This is a genomic window from Hoeflea sp. Naph1 (genome assembly GCF_046837775.1).
In the GTDB taxonomy this organism is placed as follows: Bacteria; Pseudomonadota; Alphaproteobacteria; order Rhizobiales; family Rhizobiaceae; genus Hoeflea.
The window spans coordinates 3917018-3939938 of sequence record NZ_CP177286.1 but is presented as its reverse complement, the minus strand read 5'-3'; the positions used below and the strand labels follow the sequence as shown (position 1 = coordinate 3939938).

Annotated in this window: 19 protein-coding genes; 14 read left to right on the top strand and 5 right to left on the bottom strand. The window is 60.7% G+C overall.

Annotation, left to right across the window (positions count from 1 at the left end; all coding sequences use genetic code 11):
• The first annotated feature begins 167 nt into the window (after positions 1-167).
• From ACK6D9_RS18930 to metF, 9 genes are all read left to right on the top strand, one after another.
• On the top strand, positions 168-398 hold the full coding sequence (locus tag ACK6D9_RS18930) for a hypothetical protein (RefSeq protein WP_322989833.1): 231 nt from the start codon (positions 168-170) through the stop codon (positions 396-398).
• A gap of 230 nt (positions 399-628) precedes the next feature.
• On the top strand, positions 629-2326 hold the full coding sequence (locus tag ACK6D9_RS18925) for a pentapeptide repeat-containing protein (protein ID WP_412049692.1): 1698 nt from the start codon (positions 629-631) through the stop codon (positions 2324-2326).
• 91 nt (positions 2327-2417) lie between these two features.
• Positions 2418-4067 carry an energy-dependent translational throttle protein EttA gene (gene ettA, locus ACK6D9_RS18920; RefSeq protein ID WP_322989835.1) on the top strand — a complete coding sequence of 550 codons (1650 nt, stop codon included), beginning with the start codon at positions 2418-2420 and terminating at the stop codon, positions 4065-4067.
• Between the two features lie 113 nt (positions 4068-4180).
• Positions 4181-4378, top strand: a complete 198-nt coding sequence (locus ACK6D9_RS18915) for a hypothetical protein (protein ID WP_412049691.1) — start codon at positions 4181-4183, stop codon at positions 4376-4378.
• 12 nt (positions 4379-4390) lie between these two features.
• A complete protein-coding gene (locus tag ACK6D9_RS18910) occupies positions 4391-4966 on the top strand; it encodes a hypothetical protein (protein ID WP_412049690.1) in 576 nt (191 codons plus the stop codon).
• 87 nt (positions 4967-5053) lie between these two features.
• Positions 5054-5362, top strand: a complete 309-nt coding sequence (locus ACK6D9_RS18905; RefSeq protein ID WP_412049689.1) for a hypothetical protein — start codon at positions 5054-5056, stop codon at positions 5360-5362.
• A gap of 55 nt (positions 5363-5417) precedes the next feature.
• Positions 5418-6044 (top strand): MOSC domain-containing protein, encoded by a 627-nt coding sequence (locus tag ACK6D9_RS18900; protein WP_412049688.1) that lies wholly within the window; start codon positions 5418-5420, stop codon positions 6042-6044.
• A 160-nt stretch (positions 6045-6204) separates the two neighbouring features.
• On the top strand, positions 6205-7233 hold the full coding sequence (locus ACK6D9_RS18895) for an ArsR/SmtB family transcription factor (protein ID WP_412049687.1): 1029 nt from the start codon (positions 6205-6207) through the stop codon (positions 7231-7233).
• A gap of 1 nt (position 7234) precedes the next feature.
• Positions 7235-8152 carry a methylenetetrahydrofolate reductase [NAD(P)H] gene (gene metF / locus ACK6D9_RS18890; protein ID WP_412049686.1) on the top strand — a complete coding sequence of 306 codons (918 nt, stop codon included), beginning with the start codon at positions 7235-7237 and terminating at the stop codon, positions 8150-8152.
• 541 nt (positions 8153-8693) lie between these two features.
• On the opposite strand, the gene ACK6D9_RS18885 is transcribed toward metF, so the two are convergent.
• A complete protein-coding gene (locus tag ACK6D9_RS18885; RefSeq protein WP_412049685.1) occupies positions 8694-9947 on the bottom strand; it encodes an amidase in 1254 nt (417 codons plus the stop codon).
• Between the two features lie 32 nt (positions 9948-9979).
• Complete coding sequence (locus ACK6D9_RS18880; RefSeq protein WP_412049684.1) at positions 9980-10897, bottom strand: DMT family transporter; 918 nt, start codon at positions 10895-10897, stop codon at positions 9980-9982.
• Between the two features lie 147 nt (positions 10898-11044).
• Between ACK6D9_RS18880 and ACK6D9_RS18875 the strand changes: the two genes are divergently transcribed.
• From ACK6D9_RS18875 to ACK6D9_RS18860, 4 genes are all read left to right on the top strand, one after another.
• The gene (locus ACK6D9_RS18875; protein WP_412049683.1) at positions 11045-12265 is read left to right on the top strand and encodes an alanine racemase; all 1221 of its coding nucleotides are present in this window, start codon (positions 11045-11047) and stop codon (positions 12263-12265) included.
• 132 nt (positions 12266-12397) lie between these two features.
• Complete coding sequence (locus tag ACK6D9_RS18870) at positions 12398-12877, top strand: DUF421 domain-containing protein (RefSeq protein WP_412049682.1); 480 nt, start codon at positions 12398-12400, stop codon at positions 12875-12877.
• 113 nt (positions 12878-12990) lie between these two features.
• Positions 12991-13236, top strand: coding sequence for a hypothetical protein (locus ACK6D9_RS18865; RefSeq protein WP_267653491.1), 246 nt, complete (start codon positions 12991-12993; stop codon positions 13234-13236).
• 209 nt (positions 13237-13445) lie between these two features.
• Positions 13446-15008 carry a cation:proton antiporter gene (locus ACK6D9_RS18860; protein WP_412049681.1) on the top strand — a complete coding sequence of 521 codons (1563 nt, stop codon included), beginning with the start codon at positions 13446-13448 and terminating at the stop codon, positions 15006-15008.
• A 57-nt stretch (positions 15009-15065) separates the two neighbouring features.
• On the opposite strand, the gene ACK6D9_RS18855 is transcribed toward ACK6D9_RS18860, so the two are convergent.
• A complete protein-coding gene (locus ACK6D9_RS18855; RefSeq protein WP_412049680.1) occupies positions 15066-16253 on the bottom strand; it encodes a lytic murein transglycosylase in 1188 nt (395 codons plus the stop codon).
• 147 nt (positions 16254-16400) lie between these two features.
• Positions 16401-17219, bottom strand: a complete 819-nt coding sequence (locus tag ACK6D9_RS18850) for a GH25 family lysozyme (protein ID WP_412051846.1) — start codon at positions 17217-17219, stop codon at positions 16401-16403.
• 320 nt (positions 17220-17539) lie between these two features.
• Between ACK6D9_RS18850 and ACK6D9_RS18845 the strand changes: the two genes are divergently transcribed.
• Complete coding sequence (locus ACK6D9_RS18845) at positions 17540-19126, top strand: diguanylate cyclase domain-containing protein (protein ID WP_412049679.1); 1587 nt, start codon at positions 17540-17542, stop codon at positions 19124-19126.
• A gap of 12 nt (positions 19127-19138) precedes the next feature.
• Here the strand turns inward: ACK6D9_RS18845 and ACK6D9_RS18840 are convergent, their stop codons facing one another.
• Positions 19139-22771 (bottom strand): hydantoinase B/oxoprolinase family protein, encoded by a 3633-nt coding sequence (locus ACK6D9_RS18840; protein ID WP_412049678.1) that lies wholly within the window; start codon positions 22769-22771, stop codon positions 19139-19141.
• Between the last annotated feature and the right edge of the window lie 150 nt (positions 22772-22921).

Genomic DNA, 22921 nt, shown 5'->3' with positions numbered 1-22921 from the left:
GCAGCGAGGCGATCAAATCCTCCATGCTCTCAAAACAGTTGCACGATATGGGACATCGCGCCGGCGGCGGTTTTCTTGCGGGCCCGCAAAACCCATTGCATCAAACGACTTCCATTTCCAGATGAACCGCTCTAGTTGAATGCCAACAAGCCATGGAGTGCCGATACGTGAGCGATCTGACCCTGAACCAAGCCATCGACAATATCTATGCGTCGATCAAGAACAACAACGAAGATCTGGATGCCAATATTGCCGCGCTCAAGGCCGCGATGGTGCGCGAAGGTGTCAAGGAAGCCGTGTTCGAGCCCTCCAAGCTGGCGCAGTCCAATCGCCAGGGCCGCAAAATCATGCAGTCCTACTTCAAGAAGAAGGGCGTGATCGTCAGTTTCTCGGCCTGAGCCGATTTCGGTTGCTGGTTGAATGCCTCGTGTAGGACTGCGACGATGACGATTAGCGTGCACCGCCCTCAAGTCTGACGGGAGCGGCCCACTCCGAAGCGATACCCGGCGAAAGTAACGGCCTGAGACCGGTATGACATGGCAAGGGTTTCTTTTCGTTTCGCATTGGCTAATGTTTCCGCCTGAGGGGACGGGGGATCTTCCGTCCGGAAATGTCGGGATGGCGCAACGTGTCCAATGAAGATCCGATGGATGCCGGTGACCTGAACGCGGTGCTGGGCGATAACACCAGCCGCGCAACAGCCGAGCCGCCAATGAACCAGTCCGAGGCGCGCCGCGGCGTACGCACCGGATGGGGCATGCTTGTGTTCGTGCTGGGGGTGGCCTGCGGCGTTCCGGTAGCGATCTTCATGCCGGGCTTTCTCTCCGATCATGGTTCGGTGGTGCTCGGCATTGTACTCGGGGCGCTGCTGTTTGCGCTCGTCATCCTGTCGCTGGTGTTCGTTTTCCGGCAGCCACTGTGGCGCTGGGTGTTTCAGCGATCCGAGGTGGAAGTCACCCGGTTTGCCGGACCGCTGGCGGATGTGGCGCGCTATGCCGCCGGCCAGAAGGTCGAGGAGGCGACGCAGGCCGCGCGGAGTTTTGCCGAGATCGCGCTCGCCCGCTACGCCTGGATCACCACAAGGCGCTGGCTGGTGGCCTCGATCACCGGTCTGATCGCGGCGATGGCTGCGCTGGCCGGGTCGGCATTGTTGTTTGAACAGAACAAGCTGCTGAGAGCACAATCGGTGCTGCTGGTTGAGCAGAACCAGCGCATCGATTTCCAGAACGCGCTGATCGATACCCAGATCCAACTGGCCGAAGCCGAACGCAGTGCGCAGATCGGGCCGGAGGTGGTGGAAATCGGCGCGCTGATCGGGGCCGAACGGCAGACATTCCTGGATGGCGGTGGCGATATCGAGAATTTCGGCCTGTCGGACCTGACCAGCTCGACGCGCGGCCGCATCGTCGCAGCCAGCCTGGTGGCCCGGCCCTACCGCTATCTGGCGCCATCGAACGCCAACCCGCGCGATAGTGAAGGGCTGATGCGCACGGCGCTGGCCCGGCGGCCCGACGCTGTGACTGATCCGTCGGTCCTCGACAATGGACCGGCGCGCGCCGACGCCGAACGCCTGGTCGACCGTCCGGTGAGCCCCGAACGGGGCGACCTGTTGACCATGCTGACCGCCAATGCGATTCTCGAGACCGAGGCACTGACATTTCTCGGCGCCGACTTTTCGTTCGCCGAATTCCGTCGTGAACTGGCGGGCGGGCTTTCGATGCGGCATGCGCGGCTGGCGTTTTCGGATTTTTCCTGGACACGCATGGTGTCCTGTCAATTTGGCGCGGCCCAGCTTGACCATGCGCGGATCGAGAATGCGGTGGTGCGCGGTTCGGATTTCTCGTCGCTGGCAGCCGCCGATGTGAGCGAACCTTTCAGTCCGGGCGGTTTCGATTACCTGCCGACCAGCATGGCCGGAATCAGTTTCAGGGGCAGCGTGATCCACGACACCGGCTTTGCCCGGGTCAACGCAATCGCGCCGGTATTTGACGGCGCGGTGGTGGCGATGGCCGATTTTACCGGTGCCTCGATTGGCGGGGCGAGTTTTCGTGATGCGATGATCATCGACAGCGTGTTCGAGGGGGCGAGCCTGTTGTCGATGGATCTGCAAGGAGCGATCGTTTTCGACCAGACATTTCTGGAGCGGCTGAAACAGGCCGCAGCGCCGGGCTCGTTCGTAGCCGACCGCTGGCAGATGATGCCGATCGCGGCAGGTGAGGTGGCCCAGCACCCGCGTTATATCGAGATGACCAACCATGTGCCTGAAAGTGCCTATGTCGGGGTTCAGGCCTGGCGAATTGCACGGATCGAGCCTGCCTCCGACTGATCTGCTGGGGAGGGGTAGCCGGCCTCATTGCCCTTCGTCGCACTTTGCAATAGACAGCGGACAACAATCCAAATCATGTCTGGAGCGCATCGTGGCACGGCAGTTCATCTATCACATGGCAGGGCTCAACAAGTCCTTTGGCGCCAAGAAGGTTCTCGAAAACGTCCATCTGTCATTCTACCCGGATGCCAAGATTGGTATTCTTGGTCCCAATGGCGCCGGTAAATCAACAGTTCTCAAGGTCATGGCCGGGCTCGACACCGAGTTCACCGGCGAGGCCTGGCTGGCTGAAGGCGCAACACTTGGCTACCTGCCGCAGGAGCCAAAGCTTGACCCGGCCAAGACGGTTCGCGAGAACGTCATGGAAGGCGTGGCCGAGAAACAGGCAGTGCTTGATCGCTACAACGAGTTGATGATGAATTATTCCGACGAGACCGCCGACGAGGGGGCGGCTCTTCAGGATGTCATCGACGCGCAGAACCTGTGGGATCTCGACAGCCAGGTGGAAATGGCGATGGAAGCGCTGCGCTGCCCTCCGGGCGAGGCCGGCGTGGAAAGCCTGTCGGGCGGTGAGATGCGCCGCGTGGCGCTGTGTGCGCTGCTGCTGCGCCAGCCGGATCTCTTGCTGCTTGATGAGCCGACCAACCATCTTGACGCCGAAAGCATCGCCTGGCTCGAAAAACATTTGCGGGAATATCCCGGCGCCGTGATCATGATTACCCATGACCGCTATTTCCTTGACAATGTGACGGGCTGGATTCTCGAGCTCGACCGCGGCAAGGGCATCCCCTATGAGGGCAACTACACCGCCTACCTGGAAGCCAAGCGCAAGCGCATGAAGCAGGAAGGCCGCGAGGACGCCGCCCGGCAGAAGGCACTCAGCAGCGAGCAGGAATGGATTGCCTCGTCGCCGAAAGCCCGCCAGGCCAAATCCAAGGCGCGTATCCGCGCCTATGACGAACTGGTCAAGGCCGCCAATGACCGCAGTCCCAGCAACGCCCAAATCATCATTCCGACCGGCGAGCGACTCGGCAATCAGGTGATTGATGTCGAAGGTATTTCCAAGGCCTATGGCGACCGGCTGCTGATCGACGATCTGTCCTTCAAGCTGCCGGCCGGCGGCATTGTCGGCGTGATCGGCCCCAACGGCGCGGGTAAAACCACGCTGTTCCGGATGATCACCGGCCAGGAAGAGCCTGATTCCGGCACCATCACTGTCGGTGAGACGGTACAGCTCTCCTATGTCGATCAGAGCCGTGATTCACTGGATGGCAACAAAAGCGTCTGGGAAGAGATTTCCGGCGGCAATGACATCATCAAGCTCGGCCGTCACGAGATGAACTCCCGCGCCTATTGCTCGACCTTCAACTTCAAGGGCGGGGACCAGCAGCAGAAGGTTGGTACGCTTTCGGGCGGTCAGCGCAACCGGGTGCATCTGGCAAAGCTTTTGAAATCCGGCGGCAATCTGCTGCTGCTCGATGAGCCGACCAACGACCTCGACACTGAAACGCTTGGTGCGCTGGAAGATGCGCTCGAGAATTTTGCCGGTTGCGCCGTCATCATCTCGCATGACCGCATGTTCCTCGACCGGTTGGCCACCCACATTCTGGCGTTTGAAGGCGACAGCCATGTGGAATGGTTCGAAGGCAACTTCGAGGACTACGAGCAGGACAAGATCCGCCGGCTTGGCGCGGACTCGGTCAATCCGAAGCGAGTGACCTACAAGCCGCTGAAGCGGTAGGTTTCCGATGGTTTTTGAACTGCAAGTATTCAATCAGGCCGTGAGTGGCCTGATTGAGTCAATGTTGAATTGCGCGGACGAGAGCAGTGCTCTCGGTGCAAAGGAACGCTGCGATGATCCAACTTGATCTGCCGGATGAACTTGGGCAATTGCTAACCCGCTTTGCCGATGAGATCGGCATAAGCAAAGAAGATCTGGCGGCTGGTGAGGCGACGCTTGCCAATGATGATAGCGAGCGGATTTCCCTGCCCGACATAATCGCGGAGTTCGGTGACGGGACGATCAAATATGCATTTACTCACTGCCCATAGAAGGTTGTGATTATGCTTTTTGGCGGCAGGCATACTCGCGAGGAAATTATTGACGTTTTGTCAAATGATAAGGATGTTTTGGACAACGTTATCGCGATGGCTAATGTTGGGATAGCGTTTTCTGAAATTTGTGTTTTTGAGGACCTTGTCGGTGGATTAATTAGTACTTCAAAAGTTGTATTGCAGCAAAAACTCAAATCCGAAGCGCTTACTGAAGCTGATTTATTTTTAGCGCGGCATAAGGAAATCCGTGCTTCCACATTGGGGCGGCTTGTAACTGCAATTGAGAAAAGCGGAATTGGCGGCCGGGACATACGATATCTTCGTGGTATTGTAGATATTAGGAATGATTTCGTTCATCGGTTTAACGAGCAGGTTCCGTTTCCTGGAGATTGGGAACGATATGGGTTCACCGTCGAACAGTTTTCGAACTACACAAGCTACGTGCTGCGGCACATTCGATGTGCGTCCCGCTATTTTTCAAGAATAATGGTACGGCATGGATTACTCGCAGGGAAATTTGGTGATTTTGGCGGTCTACTTTGGAATCCAGATTCCCCATTTTTTAACGAAACTTCGAACGATTAAAATGAAATGGGACTGACCCTGTCCATGACCACCATTCTCATCACCGGCACTAATCGCGTCATCGGGCTTTAACTCGCCAAACAGGCCTTGGCCAAGGGCTGGACAGTTTATGGCTCGGTGCGCAGCGCGGTGACCGATCCGGACGCGCATATCTGCGAGCATCCGGGGTTTCATGATCCGATGTTTGATGTCACCGACCACGATGCGGTGCTTGCGGCGGCGGCGAGTGTCAAAGAGCCTATCGATATACTGATCAGGAATGCCGGCAGCATCGGGCAGGAACGGCATGGATGGAAATCTGGCAGCTTGCCCGCCGTTTCGGGTTTGAGGGTTTGCGACGGGGCAGGGCCAAGCCGCCTGCGCAAAGATGGCAGTTCACGTATTTTGATTGGATGATCAATGCGGCTTGGGTTATTGGCTCTGTTCCGCATTAACCTCCCAGGAGCCGCCGATGACTCTGCCGATGTTTGCCGACGATGCCGCCATGCTGCCGAAAATCCATCCATCGCGGAAGCTCAAGGCTCGAGTGGCGGCGACGCTGGACGCCAGGGGCGGTGATTTTCTGAGCGAACCTGTGGCCGAGCTGGAACTGGGGTTTGACGGCATCCAGGGCGATTTCCACGCAGGACCGACGCGCCAGTCGGGCGGGCGCGAACCCTGGTATCCGCGTGGCACGGAAATTCGCAACGAGCGGCAGATCTCGATTGTTGCGGCGGACGAGCTGGCGCTGGCGGCAGCGAAAATGGGCATCGACCGGATCGAGCCGGGCTGGATCGGCGCCAATCTGGTGATCGAGGGCATTCCGCTGCTGTCGATGCTGCCGCCGCGCACGCAGCTGTTCTTCGAGGGCGGCGTGACGCTGAGGATCGATGGCGACAATGCGCCGTGCCGCATCGCCGGCGCGGCGATTGCCAAGAATTACCCGGAAATGGATGAGACGGCACTGGCACTTGCCTTTGTGCCCGCCGCCCGACGCCGCCGTGGCGTTGTTGCCTGGGTGGAAAAGCCCGGCAGGATTTCCGCCGGAGAGGCGATGACCGCGCGGCTCTGGGAACAATGGATTTATCCGGCGGGCTGATCCGTCCGATCGCAGGAACTGCCGAAAAAATGCGGGCGCGCCGCAGCTGTGGCCGTGCGGCGATTTCCATGCGACACTAAGTTTTTCAACAACGACATGGGACTTGCCTTGATGGCGAAAATGACATAAACATATCTTTATATCATTTTCGAGGTTTTGCATGCTGTCGCCAACCCCACTTTCGCTTGAGCAGTGCGTCGAAGTTCTCAAGGCCGCCGGCGAACCGACGCGGCTACGGCTGATCGCGCTGCTGAGCCAGGGCGATCTGACAGTCAGCGAGATGACCGAGGTGCTGGGGCAATCGCAGCCGCGGATTTCGCGCCATCTCAAGCTCCTGGGCGAAGCCGGGCTGGTTGAGCGCTATCAGGAAGGCGCATGGGCCTATTTCCGCCGCACGCGGGAAGGCTTGCGGGCCCGGCTGGTGCAGCAGGCGCTGGATGCGGCCTCACCGCTCGATCCGCACCTGGCGCGCGATGCCGAGCGGCTCCGGACCGTCAAACAGGCCCGCGCCAGCCGTGCGGAAGCCTATTTTTCGGCCAATGCGGGGCGCTGGAACGATCTGCGGCAGATGCATGTCTCGGACGAGCGCGTAGAATCGGAAATCCTCAAGCTGATCGGCCGCACGCCGTTTGACGGTCTGCTTGATCTTGGCACCGGCACCGGCCGCATGCTGGAACTGCTGGCGGGAAGCTACCGCCGCGCCATCGGCATTGATTCGAGCCGCGACATGCTGGCGATTGCCCGGGCGCAACTTGACGATGCCGGTATCACCCATGCATCGGTCCGCCAGGGCGATATTTTCAACCTGCCGCTCGACCGCGAGAGTTTCGATGTGGTCACCATCCATCAGGTGCTGCATTTCCTGCACGACCCGCTGCCGGCAATTCGCGAAGCCGCCCGCATGCTGCGGCCGGGAGGGCGCGTGATCATTGTTGATTTCGCGCCGCATGACCATGAGGAATTGCGGGTCGAACACGCCCATGCGCGGCTTGGTTTCAGTCAGGCCCAGGTGGCCGACTGGCTCGAGCAGTGCGGGCTGACGGTGGAGCACATGGTCGACCTGCCGGCCGACAGCAGCGAGAACCGGACTTTGACAGTTACCCTCTGGCTGGCACGCGATCCGCGGCTGCTGATCGCCTCTGACGATTCCAATTCTGGCCTGACTTTTTCAAACACAGGAACCACCTGATATGTCCAGCTCCTCCCGCGCCAGCGCACAGGCACTGCCTGAAAGGATCAAGGTCTCCTTCGAGTTCTTTCCCCCCAAGAATGGCGACATGGAAAGCCAGTTGTGGGACAGCATCACCCGGCTTGCGCCGTTCCAGCCGGATTTCGTCTCGGTGACCTATGGCGCCGGCGGATCAACCAAGCAGCCGACGCTCAACACCGTGGGCCGGATTGCCTCAGAGACGGCTCTCGCGCCGGCCGCGCACCTGACCTGCGTGGGCTCGGACAAGGCAGCGGTCGATGCGGTGGCGCGCGAATTCCAGGCGCTTGGGGTCAATCATTTCGTGGCGCTGAGGGGCGATCCGCCTGAAGGCGTGGGCGCCGCCTATCAGCCGCATCCGGGCGGCTATGCCAACGGTGCCGAACTGGTTGCGGGCCTGCGCGCCATCGCCGATTTCGAAATTTCGGTCTCGGCCTATCCCGAGCGCCACCCGGAAAGCCCGGATTTTGCCACCGATATCGACATGCTCAAACGCAAGGTCGATGCCGGCGCCACCCGGGCGATCACCCAGTTCTTTTTCGACAACGACGTGTACGAGCGCTATGTCGAGCGGGTGCGGCGGGCTGGAATTTATGTGCCGATCGTGCCGGGGATCCTGCCGATCCACAATTTCACGCAGGTTGCGCGGTTCTCCAAGCTGTGCGGCGCCTCGGTTCCCAGTTCGCTGGCACGGCGCTTTGACGGGCTCGAAAAGGATCCCGAGACCCGGGCATTGATTGCTGCGGCAATTGCTGCCGAGCAGGTCAATGATCTGGTCGAGCGCGGCATTGATGATTTCCACTTCTACACGATGAACCGGGCACAGCTGGTCTATGCGATCTGCCATCTGCTCGGTCTGCGTGGCACTGATGCGGTTACCGCCGTGGGTGCTGCGGCCTGAACCGGCGCTGAAGGCAAGGCATGACGGCTGCCTTCTCTGAGCGCGCCGTTTCCAGCCTCAGAACGCAAAACGGGAGCGCCGAAACGCTCCCGTCCTTGATTTTTTCCCTTTTTTGACGGTGTGCTCCGAGGTCAGATAAAGAGCATCGCACCGACAAATATGAACGCTGCACAGATCACAAGGGTATTGAGCGATTGCGTAAATCCCATGGTGGTCCTCCTTCGCGTTATACCGTCGAATGATACGCGTGGATTCTGCCCCGTGAAAAGAAAATTCGTTGCTGCACTGCACCTAAAACGGAGCAAAGCGTTCCCGAGGTGGTGCCTATCCTGTTGAAATAACCGGATAAAGAACTCATTCATTTTCTGTTAAGAAACGGTCCCTTCAGAGTGCCGCGAGGGCCAACACCGAAGTGGTCTGGTTGTCCATGCCGCATTCCCGCCCCATTGATGACGGAATTCGTCGGCTTGAAATGCCCCGAAACCGTCATGCGAGGCGCATTTTCGTCAGCCAGTTTCGGCTCCAAACGCCTGCCCGCCCTCTAAGCTTTGAAGGCGCGTTCCAGCGCTGCGGCCACAGACAGCAACACCTGATCGTGGCCGAATCGGGCAACGACCTGAATGCCGAGCGGCAGCCCGGTTGCGTCGCTGAAACCGGGAATGTTGACCGCCGGGGTTCCCATCAGGGTCCAGAGCTTGTTGAATCGGGCGTCGCCGGTTGATTCCAGCCCCTCAGGCGCTGCACCCGGCGCGGAAGGCGTAAGCAGGATATCGACCTCGCCGAACAGCCCACGGGCGGCTGTGCGGCCGCGTTTGGCCAGTTTGCGGGCGGCGTCATAGGCGCCGGGCTCGGTCCCCTGGCCGCGCTCGATGGCGTCCACCAGACGCTGGCTCAGGGATTTGCGATGTCGGGAAAGATCGGGGCCGCAAGCCAGGCCGGCCTCATGGTCCTGAAGTGTTGCATGGGCATCGCGGGCAGCGGCCATAGCTTCCGGTTCGGCGATGTCGCCGACGTCAAAGCCGGCATTGGCGGCCATGTCGGCGGCTTTTGACAGTGCCTTCTGCATCGCCGGATCGGCGCCTTCAAGCTGCGTGCAGCGATAGACTGCGACACGGATGCTGGACGGGTCAACCGGTTCAGCCGCCAGCTTTCGGCCGGTCAGCAGTTGGGCCAGCAAGGCCACATCGATGACGCCGGCGGCAAACAGCCCGACGGTGTCGAGCGAGGGTGCGTAATGTTTCAAGCCCGATGTGGGCAGCAGCCGGAAGCTCGGCTTGTAGCCGGCTACCCCGCAAAATGCTGCGGGACGAATTACCGAACCGCCGGTCTGGGTGCCGATGGCTGCCGGAATCATGCCGGCGGCAACCGCGGCTGCAGAGCCTGATGACGAACCGCCGGGGGTATGTGCCGGATTGTGCGGATTGACGGTGGCGGCGGGGTGCATATAGGCAAATTCGGTGGTGACGGTCTTGCCGATGATGGTTGCGCCACGGCGGCGCGCCAGGTCAACGATGGCGGCATCGACCTTCGGGTGGTGGCCGTCATAGGCGGGTGAGCCATAGCCGGTGGGCTGATCGAAGGTGTCGAAGATGTCCTTGACGCCAAGGGAAACGCCGGCGAGCGGGCCGTTGTCGGCAACCACGGGGTTTTCTGCCACATGAGCAAAGGCCTTGATAGCTGCATCCTTGCGGGCGATGGCGTCACGGCTTAGGGTGATCATCACGCCCGGATCAGCTTTGCCTGCGTCGCGCGCCGAAACCAGCGCCTCGAGGCTCATCATGCGATTATGGCCCATGGATTTTGTCTCCTCCCGGCAAATCAGGGCCGTCAGGCCTTGTGCAACCACTTTATGGCGAGGCGATTGTCGAGTGACAAGAGCCCAAGCGCGATCAGGCCGAGCCCAAGCACCTCTGTCAGCGACAGGGTTTCACCAAGGAACGCGACGCCGAGGATGATCGCCGCGGGTGGTACTAACAACGTGACCAGCGAGGCGGAGGTGGCACCGGCAGCGCCCAGGATGCGGAAAAACAGGATGTAGGCAAAGGCGGTGGAGACCAGCGCCAGCGTCAGCACCGCGGCAATCACATCGAGCGGTGGCATCGGCAGCGTCCAGGGCTGGTCGACGGCAATCGCCAGCGGCAGCATGATCAGGCTCGAGGCGGTTAGTTGTCCGGTGGCGGTGATGCGCGGCGAAAGCCCCTTGAAACGTTTGCTGTAGGTTGCAGCGAAACCATAGGAAATGGCGGCGCCGATGAAGGCGAGTTTGGCCCAGAGCGGGCTGTCGTCAATTCCCAGCGCCGCGGGTCCGATCAGCAGCACCATGCCGGCAAAACCCAGCACGCAGCCAATCAGCTTGGCGGGCGAAATTTTCTCATCGACCGTGAGAACCTGAGCGATCACCACGGTCCACAGCGGCGTGGTGGCATTGAAGATAGAGGCGACGCCGGCGCCGACCTCGATCTGGCCCGCAAAAATCAGCGTGAACGGAATGGCATTGTTGAGCAGCCCCAGCAGCAACAGTTCGCGCCAGCGGTTTGCCATCGATGCGTAGAAGCCGGGCAGCCGGCCAAAGACGACATGCAGGGCGATGGCCGCGAGCCCGACCCGCGCCAGCACCAGCGTCATCGGCGGGATGAATTGAACCGCGATCCGACCGAAAAAGAACGACCCGCCCCAGATGATTCCAAGCAGGACCAGCAGGCCCCAGACCTGGGCATTCATGGAGCGGTGGATGGTGGCAGTCATTGAGCATTTCCAATCAGAAGGACGGATGCGAACCGATTGGTGGTGCTTGTCACAGCCGCGGCGCGCGCACCACCCGAAATCAGCCGCTTGTCATTTGCCGGTGGGAAACCACGTTGATAGTGTCGCATGCTAACCGGGAGACGTCATATGCAACGATTCGCCACTGGTACGGACGCCGCACTCGAGCTAAGGCCGGACCAGCCGTTGTATTGCTTCCGACCGGATGTGCTGAAGCAGGATGCCCGGCAATTCATGAAGCTGTTTCCCGGCGAGACCGCCTATGCGGTCAAGACCAATGGCGAGCCGATGGTGCTCAAGGCGTTGGTTGAAGCCGGGGTGAAAATCTTCGACGTCGCTTCGCCAGGCGAATTTGCCGCCGTGCGGGCCGCCTCGAAGACCGCCGAGATGCTCTACATGCACCCGGTCAAGGCGCAGTCGGACATCAGGCTGGCGCTTGAAAAATACGGCATCCGGGTGATGTCGCTCGACCACGAGGACGAGATCGCCAAGGTGCTCAGGATCGTCAGGGCGCTCGATCTGGATCCGGCCTCGATCACCATTTTCGTGCGGCTGCAGACCAAGGGTCATGCGATGTACGAACTATCAAAGAAATTTGGTGCTGCCCCCGGCCATGCGGTGGAACTGGTGCAGCGGCTCGGCAGGATCGGCTTCAAGGTAGGTTTGTGCTTTCACGTCGGCAGCCAGGTCGAGGAGGCCGAATCCTACGAGCTGGCGCTCAAATCCGCCGACTGGGTGCGCAACCGCGCCGGGGTCGAGCTGGTCGGCCTTGATGTCGGCGGCGGCTTTCCGGCGGTCTATGGCCATGATCCCAACCGCAAGGCCAAGCCGATGCCACCGCTCGAAGAGCTGATGGGCAAACTGCGCGAGAACATCACCGAATGGGCCTTTGACGACATGCCGTTGGTGGCCGAGCCGGGCCGGGTGGTGGTGGCGCGGGCGTTTTCGCTGGTGGTGCGGGTGCTTTTGCGCAAGGGCCGCAGGCTCTACATCAATGATGGCATCTGGGCCTCCTTGTCGGACAGCTGGACTGGCAAGATCACGCTTCCGGCGCGCTTCATCCCCGATCCGGCGCGGCGCATCCGCAAGGGGAATCCAGCAAAGATCGTACCGTTCCGTGTCTGTGGGGCGACCTGCGATTCGGTCGACATCCTGTCGCGGCCGTTCTGGCTGCCGGAAACAGTCGACACCGGCGACTGGATCGAGATTGGTCATATTGGCGCCTATTCGCTGTCGCTGAGGACCCGCTTCAATGGGTTTTACCCCAATGACTTCGTTGAGGTGACGACGCCGTTCGGTGAAGATGGCGAAGCGGAGAGCTTTGCCAGCCTGGAGACGATGGCGGACTGAGCGAGGGGGCAGGGCGCGGGGAACCATGCGCCGGGTTGCGGGTTGACCCGTGCCGGCACTGGTGGATTGGGGTAGGTCGCCCGGTCAAGATGATGGCGGCGTTGCAGAGCTTCAATCCAGCCGGAGGCGCCGATGGACAATCCGATCTTCTTTGATAACTGGGCCGGGATCGGCCGCATCGTGCTTACCGGGCTTCTGGCCTATCCGGTGCTGATCCTGATGCTGAGGATTTCCGGAAAGCGGACGCTGAGCAAGTTCAACGCGTTTGATTTTATCGTCACCATCTGCCTGGGGTCGATGCTGTCGTCGATCATCATCACCAAGTCGGTGCCGCTGGTCGAGGGCGTGGTGGCGCTGGTGTTGCTGATCATCCTGCAGTTTGCCATCACTTGGTTGTCGGTGCGCTCACCGGCATTTCAAAGCCTGATCAAGAGCAATCCGACGCTGCTGGTTCATCGCGGCGTCTATCAGGAGAAAGCGATGCGCGCCGAGAGGATATCGAAACAGGAGATTGCGGCCGCACTGCACGCCAATGGTAACGCGGAAATGTCGGAACTCGCTTGCGTGGTGCTCGAGACCGATGGCTCGCTGAACGTATTTACGGCCGCCTGATTGCGGCTTTTGCCACATATTGCACCGCGCGCATCTGTCACGCGGGTTTTGCGAAACTTTTGCGGTAGAGTGGCGTTTCAAATCCAGTCTTCAGGCTGGTCTGGAGACCGCGCATGCCGAAACTGATCCGCTTCGTTCTTCTCAATTCCGCCCTTGGTGTGCTGATCGGCTGGGCCGTGGCGGCCGCGGTGGTCTATTTCAACATCAATGGTTTTGGCGATCTGATCTGGTATTCCTCGAGCCGGATCACGGCGCTGTTCATCCTCCTGGTGTCGTTCGGCTCAACCTTCGGCTTTGCGGTGATGGCCACCGCGGTGATGCTGATGCCGGTCGACAAGGACGAGTTCGACAAGCTGTAGAGATCTAATCCCGGCCGTCTGCCTCTGCCTATGGATGAAGACACGTCGGCGACGATTTTCATAAACAAGATCAACAGTAAGCCGGCACAGATCGATTGTTCCTGCGACAGTACGCGCTCCAAGCCTATCCGCGCAAAAAGATCGAATTTTTCCAAGACGATTTTGTTTTGCCGCAAACCACACTAGTCTTGCGCGACAGGGAGTATTGGATGGACGACGAAATTGTCGACACGGTTCAGGCCGTCGGGCAGGCGGTGGAGCAGGCGGTCGGCGATGCCGTTCATCATGGCGATCACATGGTGTCGATTGCCATTGCGATCGCCATCGCCGCGCTGCTGGGGCTCGGTTTCATGCGGCTCAGGCAACCGCCGCTGGTGGGCTTCATCCTCGCCGGCCTGGCGCTCGGACCTACCGGGCTGGGGGTGATCTCGACATCGGAAAACGTCACCCTGCTGGCGGAAATGGGCGTCGTTGTGCTGCTGTTCTTCATCGGCATGGAATTGTCGATCAAGGCCTTTGTGCTGAGTCTCAAACAGGCAGTGTTGGTGGCTGGCGGACAACTGGTTGCCTCCATGGTGCTGGCGGCGGTGCTGGCATTGGCGCTGGGTGCGAGCCTGTCGGAAACCATCATTTTGGGCTTCATCATCGCCTTGTCGAGCACTGTGGTGGCGATGAAGATGCTCGACGAGATGGGGGAATTGCGCAGCTCCTCGGGCCGGATCGCGGTCGGCGTGCTGATCGCCCAGGATCTGGCCGTGGTGCCGATGTTGATCCTGGTCTCGAGCCTTGGCGGCGAGAGTTTTGATCTTGGCGCGGTGCTTTTCAAGGTGGTGGTGGCGGTGGCACTGCTGGCTGGCCTGTTGTGGTGGTTTGGCCGTCACCCGAAGCTCAAGCTGCCCTTTGCCGAAGCGATTGAAAACAATGTCGACCTTTTGGCGATCGGCTCGCTGGCGCTGTGCTTTTCCGCCGCGGCACTTTCAGGCCTGGCGGGCTTGTCGCCGGTCTATGGCGCGTTTCTGGCCGGCATCATCGCCGGCAACTCGACGCTTCGAAGCCGGGTCATTCCAGTGATCGAGCCGATTCAGAGCATATTGCTGGTGGTGTTCTTCCTCTCGATCGGGCTGCTGATCGATCTCGATTTTATTCTGGCCAATATCTGGCTGGTGCTGGCGGCCGCGTTTCTGGTGGTGGCGCTGAAGACGGTGGTCAATATCTTCCTGCTGCGCAGCACCGGGTCCGACCCGAAGACGGCGCTCCTGGCCGGCCTGTCGATGGCGCAGGTGGGGGAATTCTCCTTCGTGCTGGCGGCGGCCGGCTTCGCCTCGGGCGCCTTTGGCGCGGATATCTATCGGCTGGCGATCGCGGTGACGGCAATTTCGCTGCTGATGTCGCCGATCTGGTTCAACCTGATGAAGCGCGTCGAGGACATCGCCAGCGAGGGCATCGGCTCCTACAGGCAGGCTCTGGCAGAGGCCTATGAGGATGAACTCGATGGCGTGGAGAATGTGGTGTGGGCGGTGCGCGCCCGCTACCGTGCCGCGCGGTTTGCGCTTTATCAGCGCCGTGCCCGCCGTGCCGGGGCCAAGGCGGTGGTTGAAGTTGCACCGGAAGACGGGAACAGCGGCACCAAAGAGCCGGTCAGTGATGTGATTGATACGCCTTCCCGGACCGGCAGCGATGCCGCCCCAAACCCGCCGCCGTCGATCAATCAGGCAGCGAGCGGCCCGCTCGACGACGCGGGTCCTGATGATGCTGAAACAGCCGGACGATGAGGCCCGGCTGCTGCTGTTTTATCCTCAATCGCTTGGGCGTTTGCGGTTGAGCGATGCTTACAGCGCGCCCAACAATTCCTCGGTGGGCCAGCCGTCTGCGGGCAGGCCGAGGCGGAGTTGTTCGGCGCGCACCGCGGTACGAGTGCCGCCACCGAGAATTCCGTCGATCTTGCCGACATCATGGCCTCGGGCGGCGAGTTTTTGCTGCAGCTGTTTCATCGCCACGTCGCTCAGCCCGGACCCCGGGTTGCCTGCGTCATAGGGCTTGGCGCCGCCAAGCCGTGTGGCGAAATAGGCGGCCGAGGTGGTGTAGATGAAACTCTGGTTCCATTCGAGATAGATCGAGAAATTCGGGAAGGCGAGGAAGGCCGGACCGTTGCGGCCCTGCGGCAACAGCAGATCGGCGGGCAGGTTCTGAGTGCTCGGCGCACCGTTGCGGAAAGTCACTCCGAGTGCGGCCCAGTCATTGATGGTCATGCCCTGGCCAAGGCCGGATTTTTCATAGGGAAAATTGCCATCAGGCAGTGACACTTCCGCAAGCCATGGTTCGCCGGCGCGCCAGCCCAGCGCCTGGATGAACTTGGCTGCGGTCAGAATGGCATCGGGGGAAGAGTTCTTGAGGTCTTCATGACCGTCGCCATCGCCGTCGACACCATATTTGATGATGTCTCTGGGCAGCATCTGCACCTGGCCGATTTCGCCGGCCCAGGCGCCGGTGGTGCGGACCGGGTCGAGATCGCCGCGGGCAACCATTTCGATGGCCGCCAACAGTTGCGGACGGAACAGTTCAGGCCGGCGGCAGTCGTGGGCGAGCGTGGCCAGCGCATTGATGGTGTTGAAATCACCCTGGACCGCGCCGAAATCGGTTTCCAGTCCCCAAAACGCAGTAATTACCGGCGCCGGCACGCCATAGTCGGCCTCGGCGCGGGCGAAGACCTCGGCAAACTGCGCCATTTTCTTCTTGCCGACCTGCATCCGGTTGGCGCTGACCGAGCGCTGGGAAAATTCCAGGAAGGTCTGCCGGAACACGCTCTGGGCGCGATCGCGTGACAGCACCTTGTTGTCGACCTTGACGCGGGCAAGTGCGTGGTTGGCTACCTCCTCGCTGATCCCTCGGCTCATCGCTTCGGCTTTCACGCCCTGAAGAAACTGGGCGAAATTGCCGCCGCAGGTGGGCGCTTGCGCCAGCGCAGGGGTGGCGATCAGGCTGGAAAGAACGAGGCTGAGGTAAATTCTGGATTTCATAATGGTTTGGGCTCCTGGTGGGGCTGGCAACGCACCCGAAATTTGTGGCTATGTTGAGGTGGGCTGATTCATGATCGGGCTGATGCCGCCATTGACGTTGCCGTCGCGTCGCGGGGCTGATGTCTATCGGGCGTGCGCACAGAGGGTTCAGCGCGCATATTTTTGCAGCCAGGCGCGCCATTGGCTCTTGCTGCCGGCAAAGGCGTTGATATCGGTGTTGCCCTTGATGCCTGGAACCATGCCTGTTCCGGTGTATTGCCAGAAGGTCCAGGGATGGTCGGGATAGATATCCTGCGGATGTCTGGCCACCGAGCGCAGCCAGAACTGGTGGTGCTTGAGATCGCCATTGATGTTTTCGCGGTGGAAATCCACCGTGGTGTAGATGATCGGCGTCTTGCCGTAATGGCGCCGGATAATGTCCGACCAGATCTTGATTTCGGACCGGACCGTCTCGGGATCGGGCCGGGTCTTGCAAGTGCGCGAGGCATGATTCCATTCGACATCGAGCACCGGCGGCATATGTACCGCGGAGCGCGGCACGTTGGCGATGAACCAGGCTGCCTGATCCCGTGCCGGCGTGCAGAAATAGTAAAAATGATAGGGCGCAGAGGCGATGCCGGCGGAGCGCGCGCCGCGTAGGTATTCCTCGAAACGGCTGTCAGTATGGTCGCCACCCTCGGTGGCCTTCATGAAGGCAAAGGAGATGCCGGCCTTGCGGACTTGATCCCAGTCGATATCTCCCTGCCACTTGGATATGTCGATGCCGTGAACCGGGTAGAGATCCGGGTGCCGGCGTCCGAAATCGACCGGTTTGTGGTCGCCATAGCGGCCTTTTCCGGGCGGCTGCAGCTTGACCACCGGCGGCGGCGTGTTGGCCGAGTGCGATTTGGTGCCGATCGGCTGCAGGCTTGATTCGAGGCTGCCCGACGTGCAGCCCGACAATCCCAAAGCCGCAATGGCAAGCATTGTGGGGGTGAGAGGTAAGCGGAAACGCTTCAGACCACCGATGACTGCCGACAGCATCGTTTTTGATGCGGCCTGGCGGATGCGGGGCATGGATTTTCCAAAAGGTGAAATATGATGTGTCGTCAAGGCACTACACGGTCCAGGCTGGAGGGTGAAACTGGTCTCGGCGGCATCGGCAGAACGAGGTTGGAGACCGGTGTAGCAGCAAAAGCTTAAATTTTGAAAAACACCGTAAATCAACTGTTTACCATTAAAAATTACCGGTCACTATTTGTTAAAGCCTGAAAAGTAATGATGCTCTGGGAACAGGAGTTTTTAGCATGATGCTGAAATCTTATCTGCCAGACATTCTTCGGCGATATGCAATCGCCGGTTTGGCAATCGGATCATTGACGGCTTTGGTTTTTTGGGCAGTGGAAAGCTATGCGGGGGTTCATATCGCTCAGGCGGCTCTCCATGCCTCGATTAGCCCTCTGGCGCTCGCGCTTGGCATCGGCCCCGCGGTTCTGGCTTTGTTTCTGATTGCCATTGGTCTTCGGAATTCGCGGCTTGCCAGGCAACTGGCGCATGAGCGGGCCAGCGTCCACTCGCTACGCCAGGCAGCCTATCACGACAATCTCACAGGCTTGCGCAACCGGCATGCGTTGAGCGAGGACGTTGCCGCACTTGTCGCCGACAGCGCGCAGGACGAACGCGTGGCGGTGATGCTGTTCGATCTCGACCGCTTCAAAAACATCAATGATACGCTCGGCCACGGCGCCGGCGATCAGGTGCTCAGGGTGCTGACCCGTCGCATCGAGCGCCATTGCGGTGGGGCCCAGCAGGTCTACCGCCTTGGCGGTGATGAGTTTGTTGTCTTGTGGAAAGATGTGCCCAACGATGCCGCCATTGGAAGGTTCTGTACGCGGCTGGCGGAGGCCGTGTTCACGCCGGTCGACTACGGCAATGTCACTATTGATACTGCCGGCAGCATTGGCGTGGCGGTGATGGAAAGTGGCACGGTGGTATTGTCGGATCTGCTCAAGCGGGCCGATCTGGCGCTTTACCGCGCCAAGGAGACAGCAGGATCAAGCCATTGCTTTTACACGGATTCCATGGACAGCGATTACCGGCTGCGCCGCGACCTTGAGACGGACATGCGCAACAGCCTGTCGGATGGCGCATTCGGTGTTGATTATCTGCCGATCTATGAGGCCGGATCGCCGCGGCCGGTGGGGTTCACCGCGCATCTGAAATGGGCCCATCCGCTCTACGGCGATGTGGCACCGAAACTGTTCATGGCGATGGCCGAGCAAAGCGGGCTGGTGGTGATGCTCGGCAAATGGATGCTGTGCCAGGTGCTGGATGATGCCGCCAACTGGCGCTCGGGGATTGATGTCACCCTGCCGGTTTCGCCTGCACAACTGGCCACGCCCGGGTTTGCCGCCGATGTCGCCGAGGCTTTGTCGGTAGCTGGCGTCGCTCCCTCGCGGCTGGTGTGCGACGTGTTTTGCAACGCGATTTCGGCTGACGACCGGATCGCGATGACCGAGATCGACACTCTGCGCCGGTCCGGCGTGCGGATTGCCGTGAGTGATTTTTCTGCCGGCATCGCTGGTCTGGCAATGAACCGGGTACACCCGATCGACCGCGTTCGTCTCGACACCGATCATATCAAGGCGATCGCCGGAGAGGCGCGGTTTGTGCAGATGCTGAGTCTGTTCCTGCAACTGGCATCCACCGTCGACATACCGGTTACGCTGACCGGAGTCGACAGCCGCAAAGATCTGGAGTGCGCCATTTCCGCCGGCGCTGTCGAGGTCGAGGGCTGCTTCGCTGGTCCGGCACTGTCGGCTACCGAGGTGCGTGAACTGACGTCGGTCGGTGCGGCTGCATCCGGCGATGGCCGGATGCAACTCGCAAGCTAGAGTATCCTGCGCTCAGGCCTTGCCGGCGCCACCAGCGGTGGGCGTCGTCAGGATCACCGCTTCACCGGCTTCCAGCACCGTCTGGTCGCAGGCCTTGAGGGTTTCGACAGTTCCATCAAGCCGGCGTATCTGGGTCAGGCCGACCTGGCCTTCGCCGCCGCCATTGATGCCCAAGGGCGGGCGGTTGCGATGCGAAGAGAGGATGGCCATGTCCATGCGTTCGAGGAAGCGCATGGTTCGCCGGGTCCCATTGCCGGCTGAATAGCGACCCTTGCCGCCCGACCCTTCGCGGATATGGAAATCCTCGAGTTCCACGGGGAAGCGCATTTCCAGGATCTCCGGGTCGGTAAGCCGTGAATTGGTCATGTGGGTATGAACGCCCGAGGTGCCATTGAAGCCCCGACCGGAATTCTCGTAACCCGCCGGTGAGCCCGAGCAGATGGTCTCATAGTACTGGTGCTTGTCATTGCCGAAGGTGAGATTGTTCATCGTGCCCTGGCTGTTGGCGAGCGCGCTGAGTGCGCCGAAAATCGCGTTGGTGACATGCTGCGAGGTCTCGACATTGCCTGCCACGACGGCGCGCGGATAGGCCGGCTTGAGCATCGAGCCTTCGGGGATGATGATGCGGATCGGCCGTAGGCAGCCGGCATTCATCGGAATCGGTTTTTCCACCATCACCCGGAAGCAATAGAGCACGGCGGCGCGGGCCACCGGCTCGGGCGCGTTGAAGTTGTTTTCCATGGCGTCCGACGTGCCTGTGAAGTCCACCGTCGCTTCCCGCTTCTCGCGGTCGACCGAGATCTTGACCCTGATCACCTGGCCAGTGTCGGTGGGGTATTCGTACTCGCAATCCGAGAGTGTGGAGATCACCCGGGCTACGCTTTCTGCGGCATTGTCCTGGACATGGCCCATATAGGCCTCGACCACATCGAGCCCGAAATCGGCCACCATCTTGCGCAGATCGGCCACGCCTTTCTCATTGGCGGCAATCTGGGCCTTCAGGTCAGCGACGTTCTGGGTGACATTGCGGACCGGGTAGGGGTGATTGGTGAGGAGTTCGATCAGCTCCTTTTCCCTGAAACGGCCGCGCTCGACGATACGGAAATTGTCGATCAGGACGCCTTCCTCGTCGACGGTGGTGGCGAGCGGCGTCATTGAGCCGGGTGCCGTGCCGCCGACATCGGCGTGGTGGCCGCGCGAGGCTGACCAGAACAGGATTTCGCTTCCGTCATCGGAAAATACCGGGGTAACCACGGTGATGTCGGGCAGATGGGTGCCACCATTATAGGGGGCGTTGAGCGCAAACACGTCGCCGGGATGGATGTCGCCTTCGTTGAGGCGGATGATGGTTTCCACCGAGCGGTCCATCGAGCCCAGATGCACCGGCATGTGCGGGGCGTTGGCGACCAGTGCGCCGGTGCGGTCGAACACCGCGCAGGAGAAATCCAGCCGTTCCTTGATGTTGACCGAATAGGCGGTGTTCTGAAGCGTCACGCCCATCTGTTCGGCAATAGACATGAACAGGTTGTTGAACACTTCGAGCATGATCGGGTCGGCCTGATCGGCGCCGATTGCCAGCGCCCGCTCGAGCTTTTCATAGCGCGTCAGCACGACGTGGTCGCGGGCATTGATGCGGGCTTCCCAGCCTGGCTCGATGACGATGGTCTGGTTGGGCTCGATGATCAGCGCCGGGCCAGCGACACGGTTGCCGGGCTTGAGTCCCTGGCGACGGATGACGCGGGCGTCACGCCACTCGCCCTGACAATAGATCGGCCGGGTTTCGTGCTGATCTACATCGCCGTCGGTCAGCGGGTGTTCGGGCTCGACACGGTTGTCTTCGCGATCGTCGACGCCTTCCACCGAGATCGCTTCGATGATCACCGGCTTGTCGTCATAGACAAAGCCGAACTGGGCCTTGTGGGCGGCTTCGAACTCGGTGCGGGCGGCGTCGAAATCGAAATCCGAAAACGCCACGGGAATGGTGGTGTCGGTGCCGTCATAGCGCAACTGCAATAGCGGGCGCCAGCTGATGGCGCCATCGGGCACGCCTTGGCTTGCCAGTTCCTCAAACACGGCCTTGCACAGAGTATCGATGAGCTGTGCAATCTTGGGGCGACTTTCTTCGCCGAGCGGCTTGATCAGCGCCTGCTGGCGCGAGGCAAAGACGCTTGCCAAGCCGATGCCATAGGCTGACAGCAGGCCGGAAAAGGGGTGGATCAGGATCGATTCCATACCCAGCGCGTCAGCCACCAGACAGGCGTGCTGGCCGCCGGCGCCGCCGAAGCAGTTGAGCAGGTAGCGGGTAACGTCATAGCCGCGCTGGACCGAGATCTTCTTGATGGCGTTGGCCATGTTTTCAACGGCGATGGTGATGAAGCCCTCGGCGATTTCCTCGGCGGTCTTGCCCGGCTGCTCCTTGGCGAGATCGGCAAAGGCGGCCCGCACCGTGTCGGCGTCGAGCGGCTGGTCCTGATTGGGGCCGAAAATGGCGGGGAAGAATTCGGGTGGCAGCTTGCCCAGCATGACATTCGCGTCGGTGACGGTCAGCGGCCCGCCGCGGCGGTAGCAGGCAGGGCCGGGATTGGCGCCTGCGGAATCTGGACCGGCGCGAAACCGTCCTTCGTCGGCGTGCAGCACCGAGCCGCCACCGGCGGCAACGGTGTGGATTCGCATCATCGGTGCACGGATGCGAACGCCGGCGACTTCTGTGTCGAAGGCGCGCTCGTAATCGCCGTCATAATGGGCGACATCGGTGGAAGTTCCGCCCATGTCAAAGCCGATGACCTTGGAATAGCCGGCAAGGGCTGCGGTCTCGACCATGCCGACAACGCCGCCGGCGGGGCCGGAAAGAATGGCGTCCTTGCCGCGGAACATGTCGGCTGCCGTCAGCCCGCCCGAGGACATCATGAATTGCAGTGTCGGGCCGGGTTCGCCCGAGGGGGTGGCGCCGAGCACGCCTGCGACGCGATCAACATAGCGTCTCAGGATCGGCGAGAGATAGGCGTCAACAACGGTGGTGTCGCCGCGACCGACCAGCTTGGCCAGCGGCGAGACCTGGTGGCTGACCGAGATCTGGGAAAAGCCCGCGCGCTGGCAGGCGGCCTCGACCAGAGTTTCGTGAATCGGGTTCTGCCAGGCATGCATCAGCACCACGGCCACCGAATCGATGCCATCGGCGCGGGCCTTGGCCAGCTCAATCTCCAGTGGATCAATGTCGGGAGTGCGGCGCACGCGTCCGACCGATGTCATGCGTTCCTCGACTTCGATGACCCGTTCATAAAGCTGCTCGGGGAGAATGATTTCCTTGGCGAAAATATCGGGGCGGGCCTGGTAGGCGATCCTCAGCGCATCACGAAAACCCTTGGTGATGACCAGCAGCGTGCGGTCGCCCTTGCGTTCGAGCAGCGCATTGGTGGCCACCGTGGTGCCCATCTTGACGTGGCCGACCCGGTTCGAGGGAATCGGCGCATCAGCATCAACGCCCAGCAGGTCGCGGATGCCCTGGATGGCGGCGTCGGGATAGGCTTCGGGGTTTTCCGACAGCAGTTTGCGCTGATGCAGGGTGCCATCGGGTGCACGACCGACGATATCGGTGAAGGTGCCGCCGCGGTCGATCCAGAAATCCCAAAACTCAGAGTGCGTCATCGGTGTCTCCCTGCGCGCAAAGCTTGCGGTTCGAATTATTAAGTTGATCTTCTCACAAAACGCTGACAAATTGTCAACGTAACATTTAACCCAAGTTGGTTTGCAGTCTATAGTGTCCGTTCACAAGGGCGCGATCTGCGTCAAATCCGG

Bases quoted from the DNA above. Each gene is read 5' to 3' on its own strand.
- ACK6D9_RS18915 (WP_412049691.1), top strand. From the start codon at position 4,181: ATGATCCAACTTGATCTGCCGGATGAACTTGGGCAATTGCTAACCCGC.
- ACK6D9_RS18910 (WP_412049690.1), top strand. From the start codon at position 4,391: ATGCTTTTTGGCGGCAGGCATACTCGCGAGGAAATTATTGACGTTTTG.
- ACK6D9_RS18900 (WP_412049688.1), top strand. From the start codon at position 5,418: ATGACTCTGCCGATGTTTGCCGACGATGCCGCCATGCTGCCGAAAATC.
- ACK6D9_RS18895 (WP_412049687.1), top strand. From the start codon at position 6,205: ATGCTGTCGCCAACCCCACTTTCGCTTGAGCAGTGCGTCGAAGTTCTC.
- metF (WP_412049686.1), top strand. From the start codon at position 7,235: ATGTCCAGCTCCTCCCGCGCCAGCGCACAGGCACTGCCTGAAAGGATC.
- ACK6D9_RS18885 (WP_412049685.1), bottom strand. From the start codon at position 9,947: ATGGGCCATAATCGCATGATGAGCCTCGAGGCGCTGGTTTCGGCGCGC.
- ACK6D9_RS18880 (WP_412049684.1), bottom strand. From the start codon at position 10,897: ATGACTGCCACCATCCACCGCTCCATGAATGCCCAGGTCTGGGGCCTG.
- ACK6D9_RS18875 (WP_412049683.1), top strand. From the start codon at position 11,045: ATGCAACGATTCGCCACTGGTACGGACGCCGCACTCGAGCTAAGGCCG.
- ACK6D9_RS18870 (WP_412049682.1), top strand. From the start codon at position 12,398: ATGGACAATCCGATCTTCTTTGATAACTGGGCCGGGATCGGCCGCATC.
- ACK6D9_RS18865 (WP_267653491.1), top strand. From the start codon at position 12,991: ATGCCGAAACTGATCCGCTTCGTTCTTCTCAATTCCGCCCTTGGTGTG.
- ACK6D9_RS18860 (WP_412049681.1), top strand. From the start codon at position 13,446: ATGGACGACGAAATTGTCGACACGGTTCAGGCCGTCGGGCAGGCGGTG.
- ACK6D9_RS18855 (WP_412049680.1), bottom strand. From the start codon at position 16,253: ATGAAATCCAGAATTTACCTCAGCCTCGTTCTTTCCAGCCTGATCGCC.
- ACK6D9_RS18850 (WP_412051846.1), bottom strand. From the start codon at position 17,219: ATGCTTGCCATTGCGGCTTTGGGATTGTCGGGCTGCACGTCGGGCAGC.
- ACK6D9_RS18845 (WP_412049679.1), top strand. From the start codon at position 17,540: ATGATGCTGAAATCTTATCTGCCAGACATTCTTCGGCGATATGCAATC.
- ACK6D9_RS18840 (WP_412049678.1), bottom strand. From the start codon at position 22,771: ATGACGCACTCTGAGTTTTGGGATTTCTGGATCGACCGCGGCGGCACC.